Annotated in this window: 20 protein-coding genes; 17 read left to right on the forward strand and 3 right to left on the reverse strand. The window is 48.8% G+C overall.

From position 1 onward, the window contains the following. Positions 1-201 precede the first annotated feature (201 nt). From C6P39_RS20820 to C6P39_RS20845, 6 genes are all read left to right on the forward strand, one after another. A complete protein-coding gene (locus C6P39_RS20820; RefSeq protein ID WP_104806006.1) occupies positions 202-1,572 on the forward strand; it encodes an alanine/glycine:cation symporter family protein in 1,371 nt (456 codons plus the stop codon). 237 nt (positions 1,573-1,809) lie between these two features. After that, positions 1,810-2,730 carry an ArsR/SmtB family transcription factor gene (locus tag C6P39_RS20825; protein WP_095175256.1) on the forward strand — a complete coding sequence of 307 codons (921 nt, stop codon included), beginning with the start codon at positions 1,810-1,812 and terminating at the stop codon, positions 2,728-2,730. Between the two features lie 488 nt (positions 2,731-3,218). Then, entirely contained in the window at positions 3,219-4,538 is a 1,320-nt protein-coding gene (locus tag C6P39_RS20830; protein WP_242987095.1) for an ABC transporter substrate-binding protein, read from the forward strand. A 94-nt stretch (positions 4,539-4,632) separates the two neighbouring features. After that, a complete protein-coding gene (locus C6P39_RS20835) occupies positions 4,633-5,532 on the forward strand; it encodes a carbohydrate ABC transporter permease (RefSeq protein WP_095175258.1) in 900 nt (299 codons plus the stop codon). Next, entirely contained in the window at positions 5,522-6,355 is an 834-nt protein-coding gene (locus C6P39_RS20840) for a carbohydrate ABC transporter permease (protein ID WP_104805057.1), read from the forward strand. The genes C6P39_RS20835 and C6P39_RS20840 overlap by 11 nt, the downstream gene beginning before the upstream one ends. A gap of 44 nt (positions 6,356-6,399) precedes the next feature. Next, positions 6,400-8,199, forward strand: coding sequence for a glycoside hydrolase family 2 protein (locus tag C6P39_RS20845; RefSeq protein WP_104805058.1), 1,800 nt, complete (start codon positions 6,400-6,402; stop codon positions 8,197-8,199). A gap of 40 nt (positions 8,200-8,239) precedes the next feature. On the opposite strand, the gene C6P39_RS20850 is transcribed toward C6P39_RS20845, so the two are convergent. Beyond that, positions 8,240-9,880 carry a potassium/proton antiporter gene (locus C6P39_RS20850; protein WP_104805059.1) on the reverse strand — a complete coding sequence of 547 codons (1,641 nt, stop codon included), beginning with the start codon at positions 9,878-9,880 and terminating at the stop codon, positions 8,240-8,242. A 198-nt stretch (positions 9,881-10,078) separates the two neighbouring features. Between C6P39_RS20850 and udp the strand changes: the two genes are divergently transcribed. From udp to C6P39_RS20880, 6 genes are all read left to right on the forward strand, one after another. Next, entirely contained in the window at positions 10,079-10,876 is a 798-nt protein-coding gene (gene udp / locus C6P39_RS20855) for a uridine phosphorylase (RefSeq protein WP_095175262.1), read from the forward strand. After that, positions 10,873-11,286, forward strand: a complete 414-nt coding sequence (locus tag C6P39_RS20860) for a cytidine deaminase (RefSeq protein ID WP_104805060.1) — start codon at positions 10,873-10,875, stop codon at positions 11,284-11,286. The genes udp and C6P39_RS20860 overlap by 4 nt, the downstream gene beginning before the upstream one ends. Positions 11,287-11,310: 24 nt before the next feature. Further along, on the forward strand, positions 11,311-12,519 hold the full coding sequence (locus C6P39_RS20865; RefSeq protein WP_104805061.1) for a phosphopentomutase: 1,209 nt from the start codon (positions 11,311-11,313) through the stop codon (positions 12,517-12,519). Continuing rightward, positions 12,516-13,472, forward strand: coding sequence for an adenosine deaminase (add, locus tag C6P39_RS20870; RefSeq protein WP_104805062.1), 957 nt, complete (start codon positions 12,516-12,518; stop codon positions 13,470-13,472). The genes C6P39_RS20865 and add overlap by 4 nt, the downstream gene beginning before the upstream one ends. A gap of 272 nt (positions 13,473-13,744) precedes the next feature. Then, a complete protein-coding gene (locus C6P39_RS20875; RefSeq protein ID WP_095175266.1) occupies positions 13,745-14,326 on the forward strand; it encodes a TetR/AcrR family transcriptional regulator in 582 nt (193 codons plus the stop codon). After that, complete coding sequence (locus C6P39_RS20880) at positions 14,323-15,735, forward strand: MATE family efflux transporter (protein WP_104805063.1); 1,413 nt, start codon at positions 14,323-14,325, stop codon at positions 15,733-15,735. Before C6P39_RS20875 ends, C6P39_RS20880 begins: the two co-directional genes overlap by 4 nt. A gap of 181 nt (positions 15,736-15,916) precedes the next feature. Here C6P39_RS20880 and C6P39_RS27580 read toward each other — a convergent pair whose 3' ends face one another. Beyond that, a complete protein-coding gene (locus C6P39_RS27580; protein ID WP_158661648.1) occupies positions 15,917-16,144 on the reverse strand; it encodes a hypothetical protein in 228 nt (75 codons plus the stop codon). Between the two features lie 100 nt (positions 16,145-16,244). Further along, a complete protein-coding gene (locus tag C6P39_RS20890) occupies positions 16,245-17,624 on the reverse strand; it encodes a TrpB-like pyridoxal phosphate-dependent enzyme (protein ID WP_095175389.1) in 1,380 nt (459 codons plus the stop codon). A gap of 553 nt (positions 17,625-18,177) precedes the next feature. Between C6P39_RS20890 and truA the strand changes: the two genes are divergently transcribed. The 5 genes from truA (at position 18,178) to ygfK (ending at position 26,257) form a co-directional block, all read left to right on the forward strand. Continuing rightward, positions 18,178-18,912, forward strand: coding sequence for a tRNA pseudouridine(38-40) synthase TruA (truA, locus tag C6P39_RS20895; protein WP_104805065.1), 735 nt, complete (start codon positions 18,178-18,180; stop codon positions 18,910-18,912). Between the two features lie 189 nt (positions 18,913-19,101). Next, on the forward strand, positions 19,102-21,186 hold the full coding sequence (locus tag C6P39_RS20900) for a PTS sugar transporter subunit IIC/EAL domain-containing protein (protein ID WP_104805066.1): 2,085 nt from the start codon (positions 19,102-19,104) through the stop codon (positions 21,184-21,186). Continuing rightward, positions 21,183-21,635, forward strand: a complete 453-nt coding sequence (locus C6P39_RS20905) for a PaaI family thioesterase (RefSeq protein WP_095175271.1) — start codon at positions 21,183-21,185, stop codon at positions 21,633-21,635. The genes C6P39_RS20900 and C6P39_RS20905 overlap by 4 nt, the downstream gene beginning before the upstream one ends. Before the next feature lie 270 nt (positions 21,636-21,905). Beyond that, positions 21,906-23,240 (forward strand): putative aminohydrolase SsnA, encoded by a 1,335-nt coding sequence (ssnA, locus tag C6P39_RS20910; protein ID WP_104805067.1) that lies wholly within the window; start codon positions 21,906-21,908, stop codon positions 23,238-23,240. A 23-nt stretch (positions 23,241-23,263) separates the two neighbouring features. Then, a complete protein-coding gene (gene ygfK / locus C6P39_RS20915; protein ID WP_104805068.1) occupies positions 23,264-26,257 on the forward strand; it encodes a putative selenate reductase subunit YgfK in 2,994 nt (997 codons plus the stop codon). Positions 26,258-26,285: the final 28 nt, after the last annotated feature.

Consider the following 26,285-nt stretch of genomic DNA (forward strand, 5'->3'; position numbering starts at 1 on the left):
CAGTAACAGTAATTCCACTGTAAAACATATGCGATTCAAAAACTGCTCCGGGTGACCGGGGCAGTTTTTTTGCGGAATATCATTTGTGCAGAAATCATGCTGACAGGGCTTTCTTTTATCTCCGCAGATCTCAGGCTGTTCATAGTTTGGACAGCATCCACATATACTGCTATGAATATCTTTTTGGGCAGGTCTTTTTGTATGTCAGATCTATTGCATACGCTCCATGAGTTTGTCTGGAGCCCCGGAATGCTGTTTTTTTTCCTGGCTACCGGCATTCGTTTCACCATAAAATCACGGTTTTTTCAAATTACCCATGCAGGGGAATGGTTCCGCACCACACTGGGTTCCCTGCTGAAAAAAGAAGAAGTCAGAAAGACCAAGGAGGAGCATTCCATCTCCCAGTTTCAGTCCTTTTGTACTGCACTGGCAGCCACGCTGGGCACCGGAAATATAACAGGGGTGGCAACAGCGCTGATGGCCGGCGGGCCCGGGGCTATTTTCTGGATGTGGGTATCCGCCTTTTTTGGTATGATGACCAATTACGCGGAGAATTATCTGGGCATCCGTTACCGCTACAGAGATGAGAACGGAGCCTGGGTAGGCGGTGCCATGGTGTATATGGACAGGGGGCTTCACTGTAAATGGATGGCTGTAATATTTTCCATATGCTGTCTGGGGGCATCCTTTGGCATGGGAAATATGGTGCAGGGTAATTCCATGGCAAAAGGGCTGGAGGAGGCCTTTCATATACCGGCCTTTTTGACAGGCGTAGTGACTATGCTGGCAACGGCCTATGTGCTGAACGGAGGCCTGAAGCGGGTGGCTGCCTTCACGGAGAAACTGGTCCCTGTCATGGCAGCCGCCTATCTCCTTGGAGCCTTAGTAGTATTGTGGGTACATAGGGAAATGATACCGGATGCATTCGGTATTATATTCCGGGAAGCATTCCGGGTAAAAGCGGCGGTGGGCGGAGCGGCCGGATACGGAATCAGCAGGGCGCTGCAGATGGGGGTTGCCCGCGGCATATTTTCCAATGAGGCGGGCCTTGGCTCCTCTGTGATCGCACACGCTCAATCCGACGTCAAAGACCCAAAAACACAGGGGATGTGGGGAATTGCAGAGATCTTTATCGATACCATTCTGGTATGTACCGTCACAGCCCTTGTGATCTTAGTGAGCGGCGTCTACCAGCCGGAGATCTGTCTTCAGAATCTGGCAGCAGGAATTGAAAATATTGACGGCACCACCCTCACCGGAATGGCTTTTTCCACAGCCATACCCTATGGCAAACAATTTTTGGCAGCCGCCACGGTCCTCTTTGCCTTTGCAACCATTGTGGGATGGTCCTGCTTTGGTGAGCGCACAGCCGCTTATCTCTGTAAAGAGAAGGGGGCAGCCGCATACCGGTTCTGCTATATCCTGCTCACACTGCCGGGGTGTATGCTTTCTCCGGGCGTCATATGGGAGCTGTCCGATACCCTGAACGGTATGATGGCAATACCTAATCTTTTGGCGCTGTTCTTTTTGGGACGGGAAGTGAAATATATTACGGATAAAAGAAGAAATTAAACATTCTTGCTGGTGTGGAGAGAAGGTGATATACTAAAACAAAATCGTAACTGTTCAGTACCCTCACAGTTACAGGCAAAAATCCATGCAGAATCGCCTTTGGCGATGGGATTTTTGTTTGGCTGTGGTACACTTTCTTACGGTCAGCGCAGTGAATGCGCAGACCTACTGAATAGTTACACAAAATCTATTAAAACAGGGTATTTGACTGCAGGAGAAAAGAAACGGTGGTGTATTATGGCAAAAATAAGAGACCTGGATATGGAGAATGCGGATGCGCTCTGTGATGTGGGAAAGGCGTTGTCCTCACCTGTGCGCGTGGAGATATTGAAGCTTCTCTATTCTGACAATATGATCATAGGAGAGATCGCGAAGGCGCTGGACATTCCCCAGTCCAGTGCGGCTTTTCATCTGAAACTTCTGGAAAAAGCAGATTTGATCCGCATGGAGGAACAGCCCGGCAGCAGGGGGACCATGAAGGTTTGCAGCAGAAAATTTGATTTTGTAAATATGTGCCTGCTCAGGCGGAATCTGGATGTCAATGAGATCGTCAGTGTGGAAATGCCTATCGGCAGCTACACCGGCTGCAAAGTCCATCCCACCTGCGGCCTGTATTCCCCGGAGGGCGTTATCGGTATGGAGGATACGGAATACAGTTTTTATGATCCTGAGAAAATAAGGGCAGGGCTTTTCTGGACATCTGCCGGCTATGTGGAATACAAATTTGCAAATGCGGTTCCCAGGAACCGTCATGCCAAGAGTCTGAGCCTGTCCATGGAAATCTGTTCCGAGGCGCCGGGATACAGGGAAGACTGGAAATCAGATATTACGGTGTGGATAAACGGTGTGGACTGCGGGACCTGGACATGCCCCGGGGATTTTGGAAGCAGAAGAGGGAGACTGAACCCTTCCGTATGGCCGGACGGCTCCACCCAGTATGGAATGCTCATGACCTGGGAGGTGTTGGAAAACGGCTGCTTTATCAACGGAAGTGAGGCTGCCAAAGTAAGTTTGGAGGACCTTTGTTTAATGGAAAAACCCTATATTGATGTGCGCATAGGGAATAAGGAGGATGCCAGATACATTGGGGGATTTAATCTATTTGGAAAATCCTTTGGCAACTATGAGCAGGATATTGTAATGAGCGTTGAGTATTGAATACTTGTAAGCGGCCGGGAAGATCAAAACTGCCGTATGCCAAAAGCTGTCAGATTATTTACAGCTTTCCGCATACGGCAGTATTTTTATGAGAATAGAAAATCTGTGGGGCGCGGCTTCTGTTATGGCATGGCCCTTTGTGAAAGAGTTATAACAGAAATACTGAAAACAGTAGGTCAAATAGCAGTAAATACAACAGAGAAACTGTTATTAATAAATAAAAATACTGCTATAAATGGTCAAAACCACAAATTATAGCAAATTTATACTTGACATGCAGACAAAATGACGGTATTATGGATGCATAAAGAACAATAAAACTGTTCTAAAGAACAAGAGTACATAGCAATAACCAACAGTAATATTGTTTTTATGACCGGTCAAAAAGATAGGAAACCAATTTCAAGGAGGAAAAGAAAGTATGAAACGTAAAGCAATCGCATCAATCTTGGCACTTACATTAACTGCAACAGCAGCTCTTGCCGGCTGTGGAAGCGAAAGTTCAGAAAAAAGTGAGGGGGGGGGTAAAATCCTCTCAGGAAGAAGGAACCGCAGAACAGGGGGAGGAAGCCTCTGCAGATGTCAATGAAGACGGAACGGTAAACAACCCGGAGGCAGTAGCCATAGATAAGGACAAGCTGGTATTCTGGTCCCTGTTCAGCGGCGGTGACGGGGAATTCATGGACAAGATGATCAGTGAGTACAATGAAGGAGGCCCGGAGAAACAGGTACAGTCCATTATGCTGGTGTGGGCAGATTACTATACAAAGCTGCAGACAGCGGTGGCAGCAGGTAAAGGGCCTGACATTGGAGTCTCTCATGCATCTTCCCTGCCGGAGCTGGTGGAACAGGGTGTGGTGGCGCCCATTGATGATTATCTGGATGAGCTGGGAGTGGATCTGAGTACCATGTATTCCGAGACATCCCTGGAATCCGTAACCTTTGACGGTTCCGTCTATGCAGTCCCGCTTGACACCCATGCAGAGATCATGTATTTCAATAAGGATATCCTGGAACAGGCAGGTGTTGCTCTGAATGATAAAGGCCAGCTTGAGATTGCCAGCGCAGACGATTTCTACGGGATCTGCGATAAGATCAAAGCGGTTATCCCCGAGGGCGGCTCTGTCATTTCCCTGACAAATAACGGCGACGACCCGTACCGCGTGTGGTGGGCTACATACTTCCAGATGGGAGGAACACCTCTTGTCAATGAGGACGGCAGCGAAGTTACCATGGATAAGGATACGGCGGTGAAGGCAGCGGAATTTGTAAAGAGCCTCTACGAAAAAGGTTATGTAGCGGAAGGGATTGATGATCATCAGCAGTTCTTCCAGAGCGGAAAAGCCGGTATCTATATTGGCGGCACATGGGGGACCGGCGCCTTGGAGAAAACAGAGAATCTGAATTTCGGCGCTATGCCTTACCCGCAGATGTTTGATAAAAACGCATGCTGGGCAGATTCCCATACACTGATCCTTCCTACCAAAAAAGACAGAAGCGAAGAGGACAGCAAGGCAGCAGTAGAGTTCATGGTAAGTGCTTCCGAAAAAGGCGGTCTTACTTGGGCCGGTTCCGGTCAGATACCTGCCAGCAATGCTGTCCGGGAAAGCCAGGAATATCTGGATATGCCGTACAGGAGCAGCTACATGGAAGCTCTGGACACAGCAGTCCTTCCTTCCAAGGTTTCTACATTTAATGCTATGAAGACAGGCATGATCGACAGTCTGAACACTCTGTGGTCAGGAGATACAGACGCGGCAGAGGCCGTTGATATGCTTTACGATGAACTTGATACGAATCTTCCATAAAGGAGCAGGGCAGAGAAGGGGGAGCATACAAGCTCTCCTTTCCTTTGCAGACAGCAAAACTATTGTGAGCGTTAAGCTGTAAGGAGGAGATCAAGTGAGCAAAAAAAGAAAGCGCAAAAACCTGCTGGCAGGACTGGGATTTATACTTCCCTTTTTCATCCTGTATACAACATTTACGATCTGGCCGGTGATCCAGGGTGTCTATGTCAGCCTCCACAAATGGTCCCTTATGGGAAAAGTAAAATTCGTGGGACTTGACAATTACGTTAAATTCCTGGGAGATAAAAAGTTTCTGGATGCCCTTTGGCACACCACCTATTTCGTGCTGATCACCACACCCCTTCTGGTGGTCATGGCACTGATCCTGGCACTGTTTGCCAACAGGCCGAACAAATTAAAGAAGGGTCTGCGTATCTGTTATTACCTTCCCAGTGTACTGTCTGTATCGGTTGCGGCATTTGTTGCAAAATATATGTTTACACCGTACAGGGGATTCATCAACGGATTTCTGCATTTTATCAAAGTTCTGCCCCCGGACAGGGAGCTGCAGTGGCTGAATGAGAGCGGGCTTGCCTGGGCGGCCATTACATCCATGACCATCTGGTGGACTGTGGGCTTCTCCATGCTTCTGTATCTGTCAGCCCTGCAGGATATTTCGCCTCAGATATATGAGGCGGCATCCATAGACGGTGCCACCAAGAGACAACAGCTTTTTTCCATCGTGCTGCCTCTTCTGAAGCCAACCACATACCTGGTGATCCTTTTACAGGTCATTGCCTGCTTTAAGGTGTTCGGACAGATCTATATGATCACGGGAGGCGGGCCTGCAGGCTCCACAAGGCCGCTGATCCAGTACATATACGAGACGGCATTCAAGAAAAACAACATGGGCTATGCAGCGGCTATGTCGTATGTACTGTTTTTGATCCTTGTGGTGCTGACAATTGTGCAGAAGACGATTGAGAGAAAGGGGGCAGAGGCTGATGAATACTAAGGCAAAGAAAAAGCCGGGCAGTGTGGTGTTGTCTGTCATATCCGTGATCCTGGCGGTTATATTTATGACGCCCATTCTGTGGTCTCTTGCAGTTTCCTTCCAGAGAGAAGGTAAGCAGATCAACAGTATACTGGATTGGTTCACGCCGCCGTATACCTTCCAAAACTACCCGGACCTTATCCTGGGTTCGGATGTGACAAAATGGCTGTTCAACAGCGTATTCATTGCTGTGCTGACCACGGTCCTGACGGTCATCCTGTCCGCCATGGCAGCATACGCGCTGGCAAAAATTAAGTTTAAGGGAAGCAATGCGCTTTATTTTTACTTTCTTCTGGGCCTGATGGTACCGGGGGAAGCCACCATTGTGCCCCTTTTTATCACCGCAAACGGCCTGAATCTGATTGATTCCTATGCGGGCCTTATATTACCCACCATTGCAGGTTCCATGAATCTGATCATTATGGTAACATTCTTTAAAGGGCTTCCCAATGAGCTTTTGGAGGCAGTGCAGATTGACGGAGGAGGAGAATTGACCGCATTTTTCAAGGTGGTCCTGCCCCTGTCAAAAGCAGTTATCTCAACGGTCTGCATTTTCGCCTTTATAGGAAGCTGGAACAATTATTTATGGCCTCTGCTTTGTTCCATGAGCAGCAGCAAGTTCACCCTTCCCATTGGTATCCCCACCTTTGCGGGAACCTACACTGTGGACTATGTAAAACCAATGACAGCAAATATGATAGCAGCCGTGCCTGTGATTCTTATTTACATCCTGTTCGAGCGTCAGATCGTGGAAGGGATCACCATGTCAGGCGTCAAGGGATGACAAGAAAAGCAATTGACATTCACCTATAAGGAGGACAAACAGAAATGAAGTGCTACAAAAAAGACTATCCAAGACCCCAGTTTGTGAGGGACAACTGGATGAATCTGAACGGAACATGGGATTTTGGATTTGATGACGGCAACCGCGGGGAAAAAGAGGCGTGGTACAAGAATTTCGGTGGAAAGAAAGAGATTCAGGTTCCCTTTACTTATGAGACCAGCCTCAGCGGTATCGGTCAGGAGGAGATCCATGAAAATGTCTGGTACAGACGCAGCTTCACAGCGGAGGACGAGAAACTCAGCAATAAGAGACTCCTCCTGCATTTTGAGGGCAGCGATTTCCTGACAAAAGTGTGGGTCAACGGCAGTTTTGCAGGGAGTCACAGAGGCGGATATTCCCGTTTTTCCTTTGACGTGACAGACCTTGTGCAGGACGGGGAAAACCAGCTGGTGGTGAAAGTGGAGGATTCCACAGACATCCGCCAGCCCAGAGGAAAACAGCGCTGGATCAAAGAAAATTTTGCCTGCTGGTATGTGCAGACAACGGGGATCTGGAAAACAGTCTGGATGGAATATGTTCCGGAGATCAGGCTGGACAATGTGAAGATAACCCCGGTCCTAACAGACAACGCGGTGGAGCTGGAATATGAGATCACTGGGGATCTTGCCTGCCTGGGGGATGAACTTATGGTGGAGGCAGTGGTCAGCTTTGACGGCATGTTTGTGGCGAAAGGTGTGACTGCCATGGCTTCCTCCCATGCAAGGACAGTGCTGGATGTTTCAGGTACCGGGGAGAATGCCTTTGTCTGGGGCGTGAGGACCTGGTCTCCGGAAGAACCGGATCTGTATGATATTTCCTTCCGTGTACTGTATAAGGGGGAGGTATGCGATGAGGTTGGTTCTTATTTTGGCATGAGAGAGATTAGGATCGACGGGCCAAACATCCTGCTGAACGGCAGGCCTCTGTACCAGAGGCTGATCCTGGATCAGGGATACTGGAAAGATTCCCATCTGACTCCGCCCAGTGAGGAGGCGCTGATCGAGGATATTGACAAAATCCATGCCCTTGGCTACAATGGCCTGCGCAAGCACCAGAAGATTGAGGACGAGCGTTTCCTGTACTGGTGTGATGTGAAAGGTATGCTGGTCTGGAGTGAGGCTGCCGCTGCCTACGGATATTCTGACTATGCGGTGGAACTGTTCACAAAAGAGTGGATTGACATTGTGCGTCAGAATTATAACCATCCGTCCATCATCACCTGGACCCCGTTCAACGAATCCTGGGGCATCCAGAGGGTGGAAGTGGAGAGAAAACAGCAGCACTTCACAGAGGCAGTCTATCATCTCACAAAGAGCATGGACGGATACCGCCCTGTAGTGGTCAATGACGGATGGGAGCATACAGTTTCCGATATCATCACGCTTCATGACTATGAGGAGTGCGGCGATATTTTCTACAACCGGTATGCAGGGCATAAGGAAGAGATCCTGAGTACAGACATGTATCACAGCAGCAGCAAATCCGCTATGGCAAACGGATATGAATACAAAGGCCAGCCTATCCTGATCAGCGAGTATGGCGGAATTGCTTTCAACAATGATGACAGCGGCTGGGGATACGGGAATAAAGTAAACAGTAAGGAAGAATTTATCCGCCGTTTCGATGAGATCACGACGGCTGTGAAAAAGGTGCCTTATATCTGCGGCTTCTGCTACACACAGGTGTCGGATGTGCAGCAGGAGATCAACGGTCTCATGGATATAGAGAGAAACTTCAAGGTGGAACCGGAGATCATCAAAGAGATCAATGAAAGGCATGTGGGATACTGGAGATCTTATATGTAAGACAGACAGCTCTGCGGAGGAGAAAACCGCAGAGCTGTTTTTATCCTGCCGGCAATTCTTTTACAGGCAGATTTTTTCTGTATTCGGGAACAGAGTAGATTACAAGCAGGTCATTTTCCATGATGATGGTATCACCTTTTGGGACAACGGTTTCATCGCCCCGCAGTATCATTATGACCAGCTCACCCGGATAGGGGGAAAAGTCGGAAATCTTAATGCCGATCCAGGGGCTTTTGGCAGTTATTTTCATCTCTGTCAGTTCCAGATCCTCCTGTTCCTGATATCCCCGGGCGCTTAATACAGCCGTATCTCCTGGCCGGAAGATGGTCTCACCGCTGGGTATCACCGTCTCCTCCCCCCGCAGCAGCATGAGAAATAAAGTGTCAGGCGGAAGTGAGATGTCTTTGACAGCCTTGTGGCTCCAGGTGTGTTCCTCCGTGATGCGTATGCGGATAAACTGCAGATCTGCCTCCTCGGAATAGTCACTGAAGGTCTTCATGACGTCTGTTTCCGTATCGCTCATATTAAGCTTTTTGGCTGCCTGGGACAAAAAACTACCCTGGAACAAGATGGATAAAAGTACAATACAGAATACAATATGGTAGACATCAAAGCCGGTATAAGCTTCATCTACGGTTGCCATAATGGCAAAAACAATAGATGCGGCGCCTCTGAGACCTGCAAAGGAGACCAGTACCTGCTGGTTCAAGCGGCATTTAAAGGGTGCCAGTATGGCAGAAACAGCCAGAGGTCTTGCAGCCAGTGTCAAAAACAGGGCGATGGCCAGGGCGGGCAGGAAGATGCGGGGGAGCTGCGACGGTGTTGCCAGAAGGCCCAGGAGAAAGAAAATAAGCATCTGCATAAGTCCGGTGATCCCGTCAAAAAAGTTTACCAGCGATTTTTTATTCTTGATCTTGGTATTCCCAAGAATGATCCCCACCATGTATGCGCTCAGATATCCGTTTCCGCCGGCAATGGAGGGCAGTGTGTAGGAAAGAAGCGCCACCGCGATGACAAAAGCCATGTCAAATCCGGCGATATCAAAATTTATATGCCGCAGGATAAACCGGGCGGCAAAGGCTATGAGGCATCCGAAAAGAATGCCGAAGAACAACTGGGCAAATATCATATAGAAGATGGAGCCTGCGCTGGCAGTGCCGCTCATGGCGGATAAGACCACTGCAGTGAGCATATAGGAGCAGGGGTCATTGCTTCCGCTTTCCAGCTCCAGCATGGAGGCAGTCCCATATTTAAGTCCCATATTTTTGGAACGGAGTATGGAGAAGACGGAGGCCGCGTCCGTGGAGCTGACCACAGAACCGATGAGCATACTGTCCAGAAAACTGAATTTCAGGATAAAATAACAGAAGAAACCTGTGAGGGCGGCTGTTATCACAACGCCCAGAGTGGAGAGGAGCACAGATTTGACGGCAACGGGCCTGGCCTCATTCCAGCTGGTGCCAAAACCGCCGTAGAACATAATAAAGATCAGGGCAGTGGAGCAGACATTTTCTGCCAGTTCATAATTTTCAAAAGGGATCTTTACAATTCCGTCTGTGCCGAAAGCCATGCCGAGGACAATAAAGGCCAGCAGCATAGGCACACCGATTTTATCGGAAACCCGGTGCAGCAGAATACAGAGCAGAATCACAGATGAAATTAAAAGTAAGTTCCATGTCATTGTTTAAACCTCCTGGTGGTGTCCGCAGAGAAAGCAGAATGTTAAGAAGCCGGGCAGGCGTCAGGGATAGTAAAACCTAACTGCATTGTAACACAAAAACAGGTTTTTGTAAAAAAGAGACTCATGACCTTTTCTATTCTCTGTGTTTTGTTATAATAAACCTATGAGGCACGTAAATTACAGGAAAGGGATGAATGTATGATCAACTATTCGGAAGTAGAGGGAAAACAATACCACACACAGGTGGGAAGAGGGGATGTGGGGCGCTATGTCATCATGCCGGGCGACCCAAAGCGATGTGAAAAGATCGCAAAGTATTTTGATGATCCCAGGCTGATTGCGGACAGCAGAGAGTATGTGACCTATACGGGTACATTGGAGGGAGAGATGGTAAGCGTAACCTCCACGGGCATTGGCGGCCCCTCTGCATCTATTGCTATGGAAGAACTGGCTGTGTCAGGTGCGGATACTTTTATCCGGATCGGCACCTGCGGGGGGATGGACCTGGATGTGAAGAGCGGTGACATTGTCATTGCCAACGGAGCCATCCGTATGGAAGGGACCAGTAAGGAGTATGCCCCCATTGAGTTCCCGGCTGTGCCTGATTTCGGTGTGACAAATGCCCTTGTAAGTGCAGCGGAAACATTGAAAAAACCTTATCATGTGGGAGTGGTGCAGTGTAAAGATTCTTTTTTCGGCCAGCACTCTCCGGAGACAAAACCGGTGGGATATGAGCTTTTAAACAAGTGGGATGCATGGCTGAAGCTGGGCTGCAAAGCGTCAGAGATGGAATCCGCGGCCCTTTTCATTGTGGCCAGCTATCTGAGGGTCCGTGCGGGCAGTGTTTTTCTGGTGGTTGCCAACCAGGAACGGGCCAAAAAAGATCTGCCCAATCCGGTGGTACACGACACGGAAGGTGCGATACAGGTGGCAGTGGAGGCTGTCCGGGAATTGATACGAAAAGAAAAAGCAGGGAAGGGGGACAACAGGGCATGATTCCGGTGACAGAACTGATCCGGCAGGCTGTGAAAGCCATGGGCAAGGCTTATACCCCCTATTCCGGTTTTCAGGTAGGAGCAGCGCTTTGTACAAAAGAAGGGAAAATTTATCAGGGCTGCAATATTGAAAATGCCGCATATACACCCACCAACTGTGCGGAACGGACTGCATTTTTTAAGGCTGTAAGTCAGGGGGAACGGGAATTTTCGGCTATCTGTATTGTGGGCGGAAAGGACGGCGTGCTCACAGATTTTACAGCACCCTGCGGCGTTTGCAGACAGGTGATGATGGAATTCTGCGATCCTGAGACTTTTCAGATCATCCTGGCAAAGAATGAGGAAGACTACTGTATATATACCCTGAGAGAGATGCTGCCTATGGGGTTTGGGCCGGATAATCTGGCTTAGAATGTGTTTGGAAAGAGGTTATAAATGGAAAATAGAGAAAGATTCAGAAGAGTATTTGTGATCGTGATAGATTCCCTGGGTGTGGGCGGCGCTGCGGATGCGGCCCAGTTTGGGGATGCGGGGGCAGACACGCTGGGACATATTGCCTCACATGTAAAAGGATTTTCCCTGCCGAATCTGCAGAAGCTGGGAATCGCAAACCTTCACCCGCTGGAGGGGATCAAGCCTGCAAAACATCCCATGGGGTATTACACAAAGCTGAATGAGATCAGCAGGGGAAAGGACACCATGACAGGCCACTGGGAGATGATGGGGCTGAAGACAGAAAAGCCTTTTATCACCTTCACGGAAACCGGATTTCCGCCGGAATTGATCTCTGAGCTTGAAAAGCGGACCGGGCATAAGGTCATTGGAAATAAAAGTGCCAGCGGAACAGAGATTCTGGATGAGCTGGGGGAGGAAGAAATGGCAACCGGGCATATGATCGTGTATACCTCTGCCGACTCTGTGCTCCAGATCTGCGGCAATGAGGAAACTTTCGGACTTGAAGAACTGTACCGTTGCTGTGAGATCGCAAGGGAACTTACCATGAAAGATGAGTGGAAGGTGGGAAGAGTCATTGCAAGGCCCTATGTGGGCAGGAAAAAGGGCGAATTTAAGCGGACCAGCAACCGCCACGACTACGCGGTAAAGCCCTTTGGAAAAACAGTGCTGAATGCCCTGAAGGATGCAGGGCTGGATGTGATCTCCATTGGCAAGATCAATGATATTTTTGCCGGGGAGGGGATCACAAAAGCACTGAAGTCAAAAAGCTCTGTCCATGGCATGGAACAGACCATCCGGGAAGCAGAAGAGAATGATTTTCATGGGCTTTGTTTTGTGAATCTGGTGGATTTTGATGCCCTTTGGGGGCATAGGAGAGATCCGGAAGGCTATGCCCAAGAGCTCATGCGATTTGATGAGAAGCTGGGGATCCTGCTTCATACCATGAGGGAGGATGACATGCTCATCATCACGGCTGACCATGGAAATGACCCCACCTATACGGGGACAGACCACACAAGAGAACAGGTGCCGTTTCTTGCCTGGTCCCCCTCTTTTAAAGAGGGTAAAGAGCTTCCCGAAGCGGATTCCTTTGCTGCGGTGGGAGCCTGTGTGGCTGAGAATTTCGGCATACCTATGCCAAAAGGGACCATTTTTGTATCCCGTAACTATCTGGAGGAATGCAAATGAATACCATTGAGGAACTGAAAAAATATGACCTGCACTGCCATCTGGACGGGTCTCTTTCTGAGGCGGTCATCCGGAAGCTGGCGGCAGGAGCCGGGGTGGAGATCCCGGCAGGAGAAAAGCTTATGGACCTGCTTCAGGTGCAGCCGGACTGCAAAAGCCTGAAAGAGTATCTGGAGAAATTTGATCTGCCGTTGTCCTGTCTGGCGGACAGGGACAGTTTCCGTATTGCTGTGTCTGAGCTGCTGGGTGACGGGGCTAAGGAAAATGTGGTATATATGGAAATCCGGTTTGCGCCTCTTTTATCTGTGCGTGAGGGCCTTACCTGCAGGCAGATCATTGAGGGGGCGCTGGATGGCCTGCAGGAGGGAAAAGAGAAATATGGTGTGGAGGGGAACTTGATCCTCTGCGGTATGCGGCATATGCCGGTGGAACAAAATGTGGAGCTTGCAAAAACTGCCAGGGAATACCTGGGGCAGGGAGTAGCTGCTCTTGACCTGGCAGGAGATGAAGCGGCTTTTCCGGTAAAGCTTCACACCGAAATGTTTGAAACTGCCAGACAACTGGGGATTCCTTTTACCATCCACGCCGGGGAATGCGGCAGTCCGGGGAGTGTGTGGGATGCCATAGCGCTGGGGGCTGACAGGATCGGTCATGGAATCGCGGTCAGAAGGGATAAAGAACTGAAAGCCCTGTGTGCTGCAAAGCAGATTCCTTTTGAAATGTGCCCTGTCAGCAACCTGCAGACCAGGGCGGTAAACAGCATGGAAGAATATCCGTTCCTGGAATTTCTGGAGGCCGGTATTCCCGTAACCGTGAATACGGATAACCGGACGGTCAGCAAAACCACCATAACCGGGGAACTGGAACTGCTTCAGGCATATTATCACATCACTTACAGCGATATGGAACTTCTTATGAAAAATGCAGCTCAGGCGGCATTTATCCATAATTGACAAAACTAACACCGTTCGTATATAATATAGATTATACGAACGGTGTTAGTTTTTGGCTTTACCTCATAAATCTGCTTCGCGTGTGTGCATGTTACCGGGGGATACGGGGTGCATCCGCTATGCGCATGAGAAACATAGTATTGAAGCGTGCGTATTTTGGCAGGAAAAAAGGGTGAAGCTGCTATGCGCATGAAAAATATGGCCGGAAAGGACAGCGATCCGGCGTGAGGGACTTGCAGCAGAATTATGTGTTAGAGAATCAAGGAGGCATAATGGGAAGAAAAGGACTGAATACAGAGGTGATCGCGGAGGCGGCCATTGAACTGGTGGAGGAGAAGGGATACCGGAATTTCTCCATGCGTGAGCTGGCAGCCCGTCTGGGAGTCCAGCCGGCTTCTCTCTATAATCATGTGAATGGTATAGAGGCAGTTCATAAAGCAGTGGGGCTTCATGGTATCTCCATTCTGGAGAAGGCACTGGAGCAGGCATATGGGTATCAGGATTTTGTAGAAGCGCTTTTTATTATGGCGGATGCATATCGGAAGTTTGCCAAGGACAGCCCGGAACTGTACCAGGCTGTCATAGAGATGCGCACCTCGGAAAATGAGGAACTGCGGCAGAGTATACAGCGTATCATACATCCGTTTCTGGTTCTGATCGGCAGGGAAGTGAAGGACCCGGAGAAGGTGGTGCATTTCCAGCGGATGATGCGGAGCGCGCTTCACGGATTTGTTTCCCTGGAACGGGAAGGGTACCTTACTTATGAACTGACAGACAGCAGCGCCAGCTTTCGGTTTATGGTGGAAAATTTGGCAGGACTTATATTGAGAGAGGGGGAAAAAGAAAAATTATGACAGCAGCAGAAATCACAGCAGAGGAGCGGGAGCGGAGACAGTACGAGAAAATGACAGAGACACCGGTATCCAATCTGATCGTGCGTTTGGGGATTCCTACTATTATAAGTATGCTGATCACCAATATCTACAATACGGCAGATACCTATTTTGTCAGCCGTCTGGGAACCAGCGCCAGCGGTGCGGTGGGAGTGGTTTTCAGCCTGATGGCAATTTTGCAGGCTTTTGGATTTATGTTCGGACACGGGGCGGGAAGCATTATCTCCAGAAAGCTTGGGAAAAGGGACAGGGAGAGTGCCAGCAGGTTTGCATCCACCAGTTTTTTTCTTTCTATTTTGACAGGGATCGCGATAGGCGCAGTGGGAATTTCATTTTTAACCCCGTTTATGAAAGTGCTGGGAAGTACGGATACAATCCTTCCTTTCGCGAAGCAATACGGTTTTTTTATATTGCTGGCAGGCCCTTTTATGACCGGAAGCTGTGTTCTGAATAATATTCTCCGCTACGAGGGGATGGCGGCCTACGCCATGATCGGACTGACCACTGGAGGTATCCTGAATATGATAGGGGACCCGATTTTTATGTTTGGCTTGGATCTTGGGGTGGCAGGAGCCGGCTTGGCGACGGCTCTTTCTCAGATGATCAGTTTTTTTATCCTGCTCTATATGTTTGTGGCAAAGAAAACCCAGAGCAGGCTGTCTATCCGGCTTATGACACGGGACATCCATGAAGTGGGGCTGATCATTGCCACAGGATTTCCAAGTCTGATCCGGCAGGGGTTGGGAAGTGTGTCCACCATGCTCCTGAACCATCAGGCCGCAGTATACGGGGATGCGGCGGTGGCGGCTATGAGTATCGTAAATAGGATCTGTATGCTGGTGTTCTCTGTAGGCCTTGGGCTGGGACAGGGATTTCAGCCGGTGGCTGCCTTTAACTACGGCGCAGGGAAATATTCCCGTGTGAAGAAAGGGTTCTGGTTTACAGCAGGGGCCGGTGAGGTGATGCTTGGCAGCTTTGCCATTATCTGTCTTCTGGTTTCCTCAGGTATCATCGGCGTATTTCGGAATGACCCGGAGGTGATCGCCATCGGTGTCTTTGCGCTCCGCTGTCAGTGCATTGCCTTCTTCTTTCAACCCCTCTCTGTCTGTACCAACATGATGCTCCAGAGTGTGGGGGAGAGCAAAAAGGCATCCCTCCTCTCTGCGCTCAGAAGCGGGATCTGTTTTATTCCTTTGATTCTTATATTACCCATGGTGATGGGGCTTAGAGGAGTGCAGATCGCACAGACAGTGGCAGATGTTCTGACCTTTGCCATATCGCTTCCCCTGGTGGCGGCATTTTTAAAGAAACTGCCAAAGGATGAGGGAATGCCTGTTCTTCAGTTGGAAGAAGCGGATATGGATGTATGATGGTGGATATGAGTACGGCAGCCTATGCTGCCATGCGTTATAATTTTCATGCAAGACAGGCGCAGCGTATGGAGGATTATATTTATGACAATTATATGTAGAAAAGGAGTTTTATGATTCCCACGTATATTAAATCTTATTTTGGGGTAATTTTGGCTTTATTAGTTTTTGAGTACATTTTTCATAAAATATATATTATGATCCATCCAACGTATGCTTCCGGTAAAAAAATAGAGAGACCGCCTGCATATTGGGGGCCTTTTTCCAAAGGGGAGTTTGCAGCCTGGCTTGTCCGGAGTATAGGAGCTCCTACATGGATCTTCCTTGACGGTATTATTTTTCCGAATGCAGTCTCAAAGCTGCATAATAATATAGTGATTGGGGGATTTGTTGTATTTTTTATTATCATACCCATGATCCTAACCATAAAAATCGATAGGTAAAAAAATCGCAAGAAAGCCCCGTATTTCAGACGGAAAATCTGAAGTACGGGGCTTTCAGAACCTCTATTATTCCTGGATACCAGGTATTTTAGGCAGCCGTGCAAAGCTCTTTTCCAGCTCTGCATCTGTTGGGATATAATCTTTCATAGTTCCGTCCATATAGGACTGGTAAGCATACATATCAAAATAGCCGGTTCCCGTCAGGCCGAAGAGGATGGTCTTAGCCTCTCCGGATTCTTTGCATTTCAGCGCCTCCTGAACAGCGCCGTAGATGGCATGTGCAGATTCAGGTGCCGGAAGGATGGTCTCCTGTTTTGCGAACATGGTGGCTGTCTCGAACACTTTACTCTGTTCCACAGAGATTGCCTCCATAAAGCCATCATGATACAGCTTGGAGAGGATAGGAGACATGCCGTGATAACGCAGGCCGCCTGCATGGTTTGCGGACGGGATAAAGTCACAGCCCAGAGTGTACATTCTGGCCAGAGGCGTCACTTTTCCGGTATCGCAGAAATCATAAGCGTATTTACCTCGGGTCAGAGACGGACAGGAGGCAGGTTCCACTGCCACAATGCGGGGACTTGCTTTTCCTGTGAGTTTATCCTGCATAAACGGTGCGATTAGACCGCCCAGGTTGGAGCCGCCGCCTGCACATCCTACCACAACATCCGGGTATTCATCCAGCAGTTCCATGGCTGCTTTGGACTCCAGACCGATGATGGACTGGTGAAGCAGTACCTGGTTCAGCACGGAACCCAGCACGTATTTGTACCCGTCCGTGGAAACTGCTTTTTCCACAGCCTCGGAGATGGCACAGCCAAGGCTTCCTGAAGTACCTGGATTTTCAGCCAGGATCTTACGGCCGATCTCTGTGGTCTCACTGGGACTTGGAACGATCTCCGCATCAAATGTGTGGATCACGGATTTGCGGAAAGGCTTCTGCTCGTAGGAACATTTTACCATATAGACGATCAGGGGCAGATGGTAGAAAGAGCAAGCTTCTGCCAGGGCAGTTCCCCACTGGCCCGCACCGGTCTCTGTTGTCAGTCCTTTTAAGCCCTGTTCTTTTGCGTAATAGGCCTGAGCTACTGCGGAGTTTAATTTGTGGCTTCCTGAAGTGTTGTTGCCCTCAAATTTATAGTAAATTTTAGCCGGGGTGTCCAGGTATTTTTCCAGGTTATAGGCACGGATGAGAGGGGAGGGACGGTACATTTTATAAAATTCCTGTATCTCTTCCGGAATATCAATGTAACGGGTTGTATTATCCAGTTCCTGGTGTGCTAGCTTTTCACAGAATACGGGATAAAGTTCCTCCTCGGTGATGGGTCTGCCTGTGCCCGGATTTAAAAGGGGGTCGGGAAGATCTTTCATATCTGCCCTCAGGTTATACCACTGTTTTGGCATCTGCTCCTCGGTTAAATAGACTCTGTGCGGAATTTTTTTCATAATTATGTTCTCCTTTCTTATGGCGCGAATCCCGGAGATGGAGTTTAAGTATGTCTGAAAATGCATTCTGACACACTCAGGGGAGGACAGCAGCAATAAAAAAAGCCTCTGCCTCTGCAATTTCTGCAGGGACAAAAGCTTGTTATACAATCTTTTGCGGTACCACCCGGCTTGATGATTTGATCATCCACTCTGTTCATGTACTTCCATACATGGTTCCTTGATAACGGGTGAACATCCCGTCGGGCATTACTTGGAAAAAATCCTTTCTTCCCGACCTCATAAGTCCATTCAATATCCGTTCTATTATCTTAATCCCACCATTTTAAGACTCTCTGCCGGCAGTTTTACGTTGCCGTTATCAATAAAACCTGGATATTTACTACTCTTATTCTACGGTTTCGCTGTTACGATTATTTATTTTATGTTTATCACTATAGTAGGTGAAAGTGGATTTGTCAAGAGAAAAAGTGAAAAATTTCTCTTTTCGTCGAATGGGATGTCTGATAGAATAGACAAAAACGAAGGCATATTATGAGAAGAGGGATATAAAATGAATTACAGACTGGATATACAGTATGACGGAACACGCTATGAGGGCTGGCAGAGGCAGAAAACCACGGGCAATACCATTCAGGGGAAAATTGAGGAGGTCCTGTCCAGAATGCTGGAGACACCAATCCGGATAGATGGCGCAGGCAGAACAGACGCAGGCGTGCACGCCAAAGGACAGGTGGCGAATGTACACATGGAAACAGATAAAAGCCCTGAGGAGATATGCGCATACCTGAACCGCTATCTGCCGGAGGATATAGGGATTGAGAGAGTAAGCCGGGTTAACGAGCGTTTTCACAGCCGTCTTCTGGCTAAGAAAAAGATATATCAGTACAGGATCGCAGCAGGGCATCACAAGAATGTCTTTGAAAGAAAGTATCAGTGCCCTCTTCATGAGGAGCTTGATGTGGATGCCATGAAAAGGGCAGCTCAACGGCTGACGGGCACTCATGACTTTAAGAGCTTCTGCTCCAACAAAAAAATGAAAAAATCCACAGTGCGGACCATTTATGGCATTGATGTGGAATCACTGCCCGGGGAACTGAGGATTACATACACCGGGGATGGATTTCTCTACAATATGGTGCGGATTCTTACGGGAACCCTGGTGGAAGTGGGAAGAGGGGACAGAAAACCGGAAGAAATGACGGATATCCTGCTGGCCTGTGACAGAGGAATAGCGGGATTCACAGCGCCTGCCCAGGGATTGACACTGCTCCAAGTGGAATATTAGAGCACATCAAAACATTTGGGCGGGCCGAAAGCCCCTTTCAGGCTGCTGTACTGGTATATTTTGGAAGGAGAATAAAGGGTGAAACCTGCCGATTTTAGATTGCAAAAGAGACTCCGGGCATGTAAAATATAATATGCGAGATCATCATTTAACCCCGGGTTTATTTTGGGGTGGCAGAGGGGGCCGTTTATGTATGGAAAAGTATTGAGGACGATCTACAGAATAGAAAATAACAGTGTCATCTCCTCCATCCGAAAAGGATTTACACTATTGATCCCCGCTCTGCTGGTGGGGGCTTTTGCACTGCTCTTCAGGAGCTTTCCGGTGCCTGTGTTTCAGACATTTATAGAAAAGTGGGCAGGGGGTGTGCTGTATCAGATATTAAGTTTTCTCTTTGATTCCACTGTGGGATTTATGTCGGTCTACCTGGTAATGAGCATCAGTTATTACTATGCCGCAACCATGAAAAACAAAGACCAGTTTCTACAGGTCATGGCCATGGTGGTATCCGCCATCTGTTTTGCGGTGTCCTTCGGCGCGGCGAGCGGTTCCATGGAATTAAGTGATCTGGGTCCGGTGGGAGTATTTACAGCCATGTTTGCCGCGGTTGCCGGTACCAGGATCTTTTACTTTTTCTGTGAAAAGGTGTCTCCTGCGTTTAAGTTTCGCTCCGCCGGTTCGGATGTGGATTACCGGAATTCCCTTTCCACTATTTTCCCGCTTTTGTTTTGTGCACTTATTTTTGTGGCTATGAATCTGCTGATCCAGACAATTTTTAAAGCAGATAATCTGAATGACCTGATCACTGATTTTATTGTGGGTCTGTTTCACAACATCAATGACGGTCTGGGGGCAGGGGTCCTGTATGTACTTGTGCTGGATATGCTGTGGGCCTTTGGGATACACGGTGGAAATGCTTTAGAACAGGTGTCCCAGACATATCTGGTGCCAAACGATGCGGTTACAGGGACCGTCATATCGAAATCTTTTTTGGATAATTATGCTTTGATCGGCGGATGCGGTACGTCCATCTGTCTCGTGCTGGCACTGCTGCTGTTTACGGAAAGCAGGGATAACCGGCAGCTTGCACGTTCGGCAGCACCGGCAGTCTTTTTTAATATCAACGAGATCCTTGTATACGGACTTCCCATTGTATTGAATCCAATCATGATCATCCCTTTTATCCTGACGCCCCTATGTTCCCTGCTGCTTGCCTACGGTGCGGCGGTAAGCGGATTTCTTCCCGTTGTGAAGGAGACTGTCACGTGGACTACGCCTGTTTTTTTCAGCGGCTATCTGGCATCCGGCTCCTGGAGAGGGGTGGCAGTACAGGCGGTGATCGTGCTGGTGGGGACAGCCATCTATACACCTTTTGTGAAGCTCTCTGAGCGGGTGAGAAAACTACAGGCGGAGATGCTGCGGAAGGAGCTGACAGAATATCTGAAAGAACAGCAAAAGAACGGCACGGCGGTAAGTCTTCTTGACAGGCGGGACAGCATGGGAATACTGGCAAGAAATATGGCGGCCCAGCTTCGGATCGACGTGGAGGAGAAAAACCTGCCCATGGGTTATCAGCCCCAGTTTAACTGCGAAAGTAAAATGGCAGGTGCAGAGGCACTTTTGCGGTGGCGGTACATGGGGGAGGCAGTTTACCCGCCGCTGGCCGTGGCACTTGCCCAGGAGGATGGCTTTTTTGACAGGCTCACGGAATGTGTTATAGAGATTTCCATGAAAGCGTGCAGCAGGCTTTTGACCCTTGGAAGCCCGGTCACCATATCCGCCAATATATCGGGAGAGCAGCTGAATTCTCCACGGTTTGTGGAAAAAGTCATACGGATGGCAGAGTCGTACGGTGTGGCCGGATATTACTGTCTGGAGATCACAGAGGAATCGGCAGTGGACAGAATGGAGGAGATCCCTCAGCATATCAGCAGGCTGAAAGCAGCGGGGATTTTGGCGGCTGTAGATGATTTCAGTATGGGGAGGACCAGCCTGAAGTATCTGCAGCACAACAGTTTTTATGCTGTCAAGCTGGACGGCAGCCTTGTCAGGGGGATTGTGGGCAATAAAAGAAATCAGGAGATCGTATCCTCCATCATCGCTCTTGGCAGGAACCTAGATTTTGAGGTGATGGCCGAATACGTGGAGACAGAGGAAATCCGCAGCCTTCTGGAAAGCATGGGATGCTGCCAGTATCAGGGATACCTGTACAGCCCTGCAGTGCCTCTGCAGGATCTGGAAGAAATGCTGCTGGAACAGAAAGGAAATATATGACTATAGATGAAAAACAGATAAAAATGGAAACAGAGATTCAGCGTGATATAGAAAAAATGTACCCTGTGGACCCGGAACACCTCTACTGTAAAATGGGACTGGAATTTCATTCCTGCAGTGCCGCAGATCATTCCCTGACCCTGCGCTATCCCATACGGGAATGGGAGCTGAACCACATGTCAACTATGCACGGAGGGCTTATAGCGGCAGCAATAGATACCACCAGCGGAGCGCTTACACGCAGCCTGACCGGATGCGCAGTGACCCCCACCATTAACCTGAACATCAATTACCTGCTTCCCGGAACCAGGGAGGATGCACTGCTGGTGACAGCAAAAGCGGACAGAATAGGAAAACATCTTGCGAATATACATACAGAATGCCGTTCTGAGAATAGCGGAAAACTCCTGGCAACAGCCATGGTAAATTTTATGTTGAAAAGAGACTGAGAAAGAGGCCGTCACGGATATCCCACAGCGGAAATCCATGATGGCTTTTTCTTGTGCGGACAGTAATATTTTACCTGAGAGATCGTTGTGTCAGCGTATATTTTTACAGGAAAAACAGACTTTCCGACAGAAATACAAAAAAATTTGTGATGCCTAAAAAATTTTTAGAAAAACACTTGCTATTACTGCAATGTAATGATAAACTAGAGTTAATAAATATGGGAAATGCAAAATACTATCAAGTATGGAATGCGCAAGGAGGTATAAGCTATGTTAATGATTGGGAACGGAAGGCTTGTGACAAGAGATGACCAGGCGCCTTTTTTTGAACACGGCGCAGTAGTTCTGGATGGCAGCGTGGTGAAAAAGGCTGGGGAGGAAGCGGAACTTAGAAAAGAATTTCCGGATGCAGAGTATGTGGATGCAAAAGGAGGGGTGATCATGCCGGCATTTATCAATGCCCATGAGCATATTTACAGTGCCTTTGCAAGGGGCCTGTCCATAGACGGCTACGATCCCCACGGTTTTCTGGATATCCTGGACGGCATGTGGTGGACCATTGACAGACATCTGACACTGGAAGGCACAAAATACAGCGCCTACGCCACGTATCTGGACAGCATTAAAAACGGTGTGACCACCGTATTTGACCACCATGCCAGCTTCTGTCAGATACCGGACAGTCTGTTTACCATCAGTGAGGCAGCAAAAGACCTGGGGATCCGTACCTGTCTCTGCTATGAGATCTCCGACAGGGACGGGATGGAGAAGGCCCGTGAGTCTGTGCTGGAAAATGAAAGATTCGCACGCCATGCGCTGGCGGATGACAGCGATATGATAGCCGGTATGATGGGAATGCACGCATCCTTTACGATATCCGATGAGACAATGGAAATGGCGGCAGCGCACAAACCTGAGGGAGTCGGTTATCACATCCATGTGGCGGAGGGGATTGAAGATCTGCACCACTGCCTGAAGCACTATGGAAAACGGATCGTGGACCGTTTGATGGACTGCGGGATTTTGGGAGAGAAGACACTCCTGGGGCACTGCATTTACATCAATGAGCATGAGATGGATCTGCTGAAAGAGACAGATACTATGGTAGTACATAACCCGGAATCCAATATGGGAAATGCCTGCGGATGTCCTCCGACCATGAAAATCGTGGAGAAGGGGATCCTGACCGGACTTGGCACAGACGGATATACCCATGATATGCTGGAATCCTACAAGGTGGCAAATGTCCTTCACAAACACCATCTCTGTGACCCCAATGCGGCATGGGGAGAGGTTCCCAAGATGCTCTTTGAGGGCAATGCAGGGATCGCAGGCCGCTACTTTAAAAAGGAGCTGGGTGTGTTAAAAGAGGGTGCGGCAGCAGACGTGATCGTCATGGATTATAATCCGCTTACCCCTATGCACGCAGGAAATATCAACAGCCATGTACTGTTCGGCATGAGCGGAAGGCAGGTAAACACCACCATCTGTAACGGTAAGATCCTTATGAAAGACAGGGAAGTCCTGGTTGCGGATGAAGCGGAAGTTATGGCAAAATGCAGGGAAGAAGCAAAGAGATTAGCAGATTCTATTAATGGAAGATAAGGTATTTATGGGAGGTTTTTATTATGGGCGATAAGATGACATGTATGCCGTTTTCCCAGATCATGGACTGGATCCTGGAGGAAAACAAGGCCAGTAAAACGGTGTTCGGAACACATAAAAAGTACGTGGCAAAAGAGGCAAAAGCGGAGATCTTCGGAAGGGATCTGGAGACTCCCATAGGCCCCGCAGCCGGTCCGCATACACAGCTTGCTCAGAACATTATTGCAGCATATTATACAGGCAGTCGTTTCTTTGAGCTGAAGACCGTGCAGATCATGGACGGCGCGGAGTTGTCCGCCTGCGTGAACAAACCCTGTATCCTGGCTGAGGATGAGGGGTATAACTGTGAATGGTCCACAGAGCTTACGGTGCCGGATGCCATGAGCGAGTATATCAAAGCATGGTTTGCCCTGCATGTGATGGCAAAAGAGCTGGGTCTGGGGGCCCAGGACGGATTCCAGTTTAATATCAGCGTGGGTTATGACCTGGCAGGGATCAAATCAGAAAAAATAAATCATTTCATTGACACTATGATGCATGCAGGTCAGGATGCCACATTTGCAGAATGCAGAAAATGGCTGCTTGAAAATATCGGCAGATTTGAGAAATATACAAAAGAAGATGTGGAAGCAATCCCGGAGGATATCTGTAATTCCGCCACCATTTCCACCCTTCACGGATGCCCGCCTCATGAGATCGAGAGCATAGCTAACTACCTGCTCACAGAAAAGCATATCCATACCTTTGTGAAATGTAATCCCACACTTCTGGGATATGAATTTGCCAGAAAGACCATGGATGACATGGGATATGATTATATGATGTTCGGTGATTTCCACTTTAAGGATGATCTGCAGTATGCGGATGCGATTCCCATGTTCACAAGGCTTATGAAGCTTTCAGATGAACTGGGGCTGTCTTTCGGGGTGAAGATAACCAATACCTTCCCGGTGGATGTGACCAGAGAGGAACTGCCCAGTGAGGAGATGTATATGTCCGGCAAGGCATTGTTCCCGCTGTCTATCTCCCTGGCGGCAAAGCTTTCAAAAGAGTTTGACGGACGCCTGCGGATCGCCTATTCCGGCGGTGCGGATTATTTCAATATATCCAGGATCGTGGGAGCCGGTATCTGGCCGGTGACCGTGGCGACCACCCTTTTAAAACCGGGCGGATATAACCGCAGTGCGCAGATGGCTGAACTGCTGGCGCAGGATGGCCTGAAACCTTTTGCCGGTGTGGACGTGGATGCGGTCACAAAGCTTGCCGAGGATGCAAAACGTGATGTGCACCATGTAAAACCCATAAAACCCCTTCCAAACCGCAAGGTTCAGGACAATGTTCCGCTTATGGACTGTTTTATGGCTCCATGTGAGGCTGGATGCCCCATTCATCAGGATGTGAGCAATTATATGGAACTTGCCTCTGCAGGTAAATACGAGGAGGCATTGGAAGTGATCCTTGACAAGAATCCACTTCCGTTCATCACCGGAACGATCTGTGCCCATAATTGTATGAACAAATGTACCAGGAACTTCTATGAAGATCCTGTGCACATCCGGAATGTAAAGCTTGAAGCAGCCGAAAAAGCCTATGATGCGGTCATGGAAAAACTGGCGGTTCCTGAAAGGACAGCAGGCAAAAAAGCAGCAGTTATCGGCGGCGGCCCCACCGGAATGGCAGCAGCTTATTTCCTGGCAAGAGGCGGTGCAGATGTTACTGTTTTTGAAAAAGAAAATGCTCTGGGCGGAGTTGTGGCACACGTGATCCCTGACTTCAGGATCTCAAAGGAAGCCATAGAAAAAGACGCTGCCATCATCCGCAAAATGGGTGTAAAAGTGGAGCTTGGAAAAGAAGTATCTTCTGCCAAAGAGCTGAAAGACCAAGGTTTTGACGCTGTATTTTTCGCCGCAGGAGCCGGAAAACCGGGTGTATTAAAACTGGAAAAAGGGGAACCTGTGGACGCTGCAGAATTCCTGAAAGAGTTCAAGGCAAAAGACGGGGATGTGGATCTTGGAAAACATGTGGTTGTCATCGGCGGAGGCAACACAGCCATGGATACAGCCAGAGCAGCCAAACGCACAAAAGGTGTGGAGCATGTCTATCTGGTATACAGAAGAACCAGACGTTATATGCCTGCTGACGCGGAAGAACTGATACTGGTACAGGAGGAAGGCATTGAGTTTAAAGAGCTGTTGTCCCCGGTATCTATGGAAGATGGAAAACTGCTGTGCAGGAAGATGAAACTGGGAGAGATGGATGCTTCCGGAAGAGCTTCTGTGGAAGAGACCGGCGAGGAGGAAACCGTGCCTGCAGATACCGTGATCGCGGCTGTAGGAGAGCGTGTGGATACTGCGCTTTATCAAGCCAACGGACTTCCCCTTGACAACAGAGGAAAGGTTGTGGCAGACAGTGCCACACTGGAAGCCTGCACCGGCATCTATGTGATCGGTGACGGTCTGGGCGGTCCGGCCATCGTGGTGGAAGGAATCCGGGATGCGCAGAAAGCGGCGGCAGCATTCCTTCAGAAAGCAGTCGTTTCTGAACTGGAAAAAGAGGGCTGTGAGGAATCCTGTTACAGCAAAAAAGGCTTACTGGACAGTGAAAAGGAACCGGCCAAAGAAAGCGGCAGATGTCTGAACTGTGCATATGTCTGTGAGAACTGTACCGATGTATGTCCAAACAGAGCCAACATTGCCGTCAAAGTGCCCGGTATGGCTATGCGCCAGATCGTCCATGTGGATTATATGTGTAACGAGTGCGGTAACTGTAAGACCTTCTGCCCGTACTCCAGTGCTCCTTATAAAGACAAATTTACCTTGTTCGCGGATGAGGCTGACATGGAAGACAGTGAGAACAACGGTTTTGTGGTCCTTGACCGAAAAGAGAAACGGGTAAAGGTGCGCCTCTTCGGCGGGCCGGTGGAAATCCTTTTGGAGGATGAAGATCCCGCGGTTCCGGCAGGACTTCGGAAGATCATGGATGCAGTCATATCTGATTACGGGTACATGATTCCGTAATTGCGCTTATCCATGAAAGAACAGGGGC

Source organism: Blautia marasmi, from assembly GCF_900258535.1.
GTDB lineage: Bacteria > Bacillota > Clostridia > Lachnospirales > Lachnospiraceae > Blautia > Blautia hominis.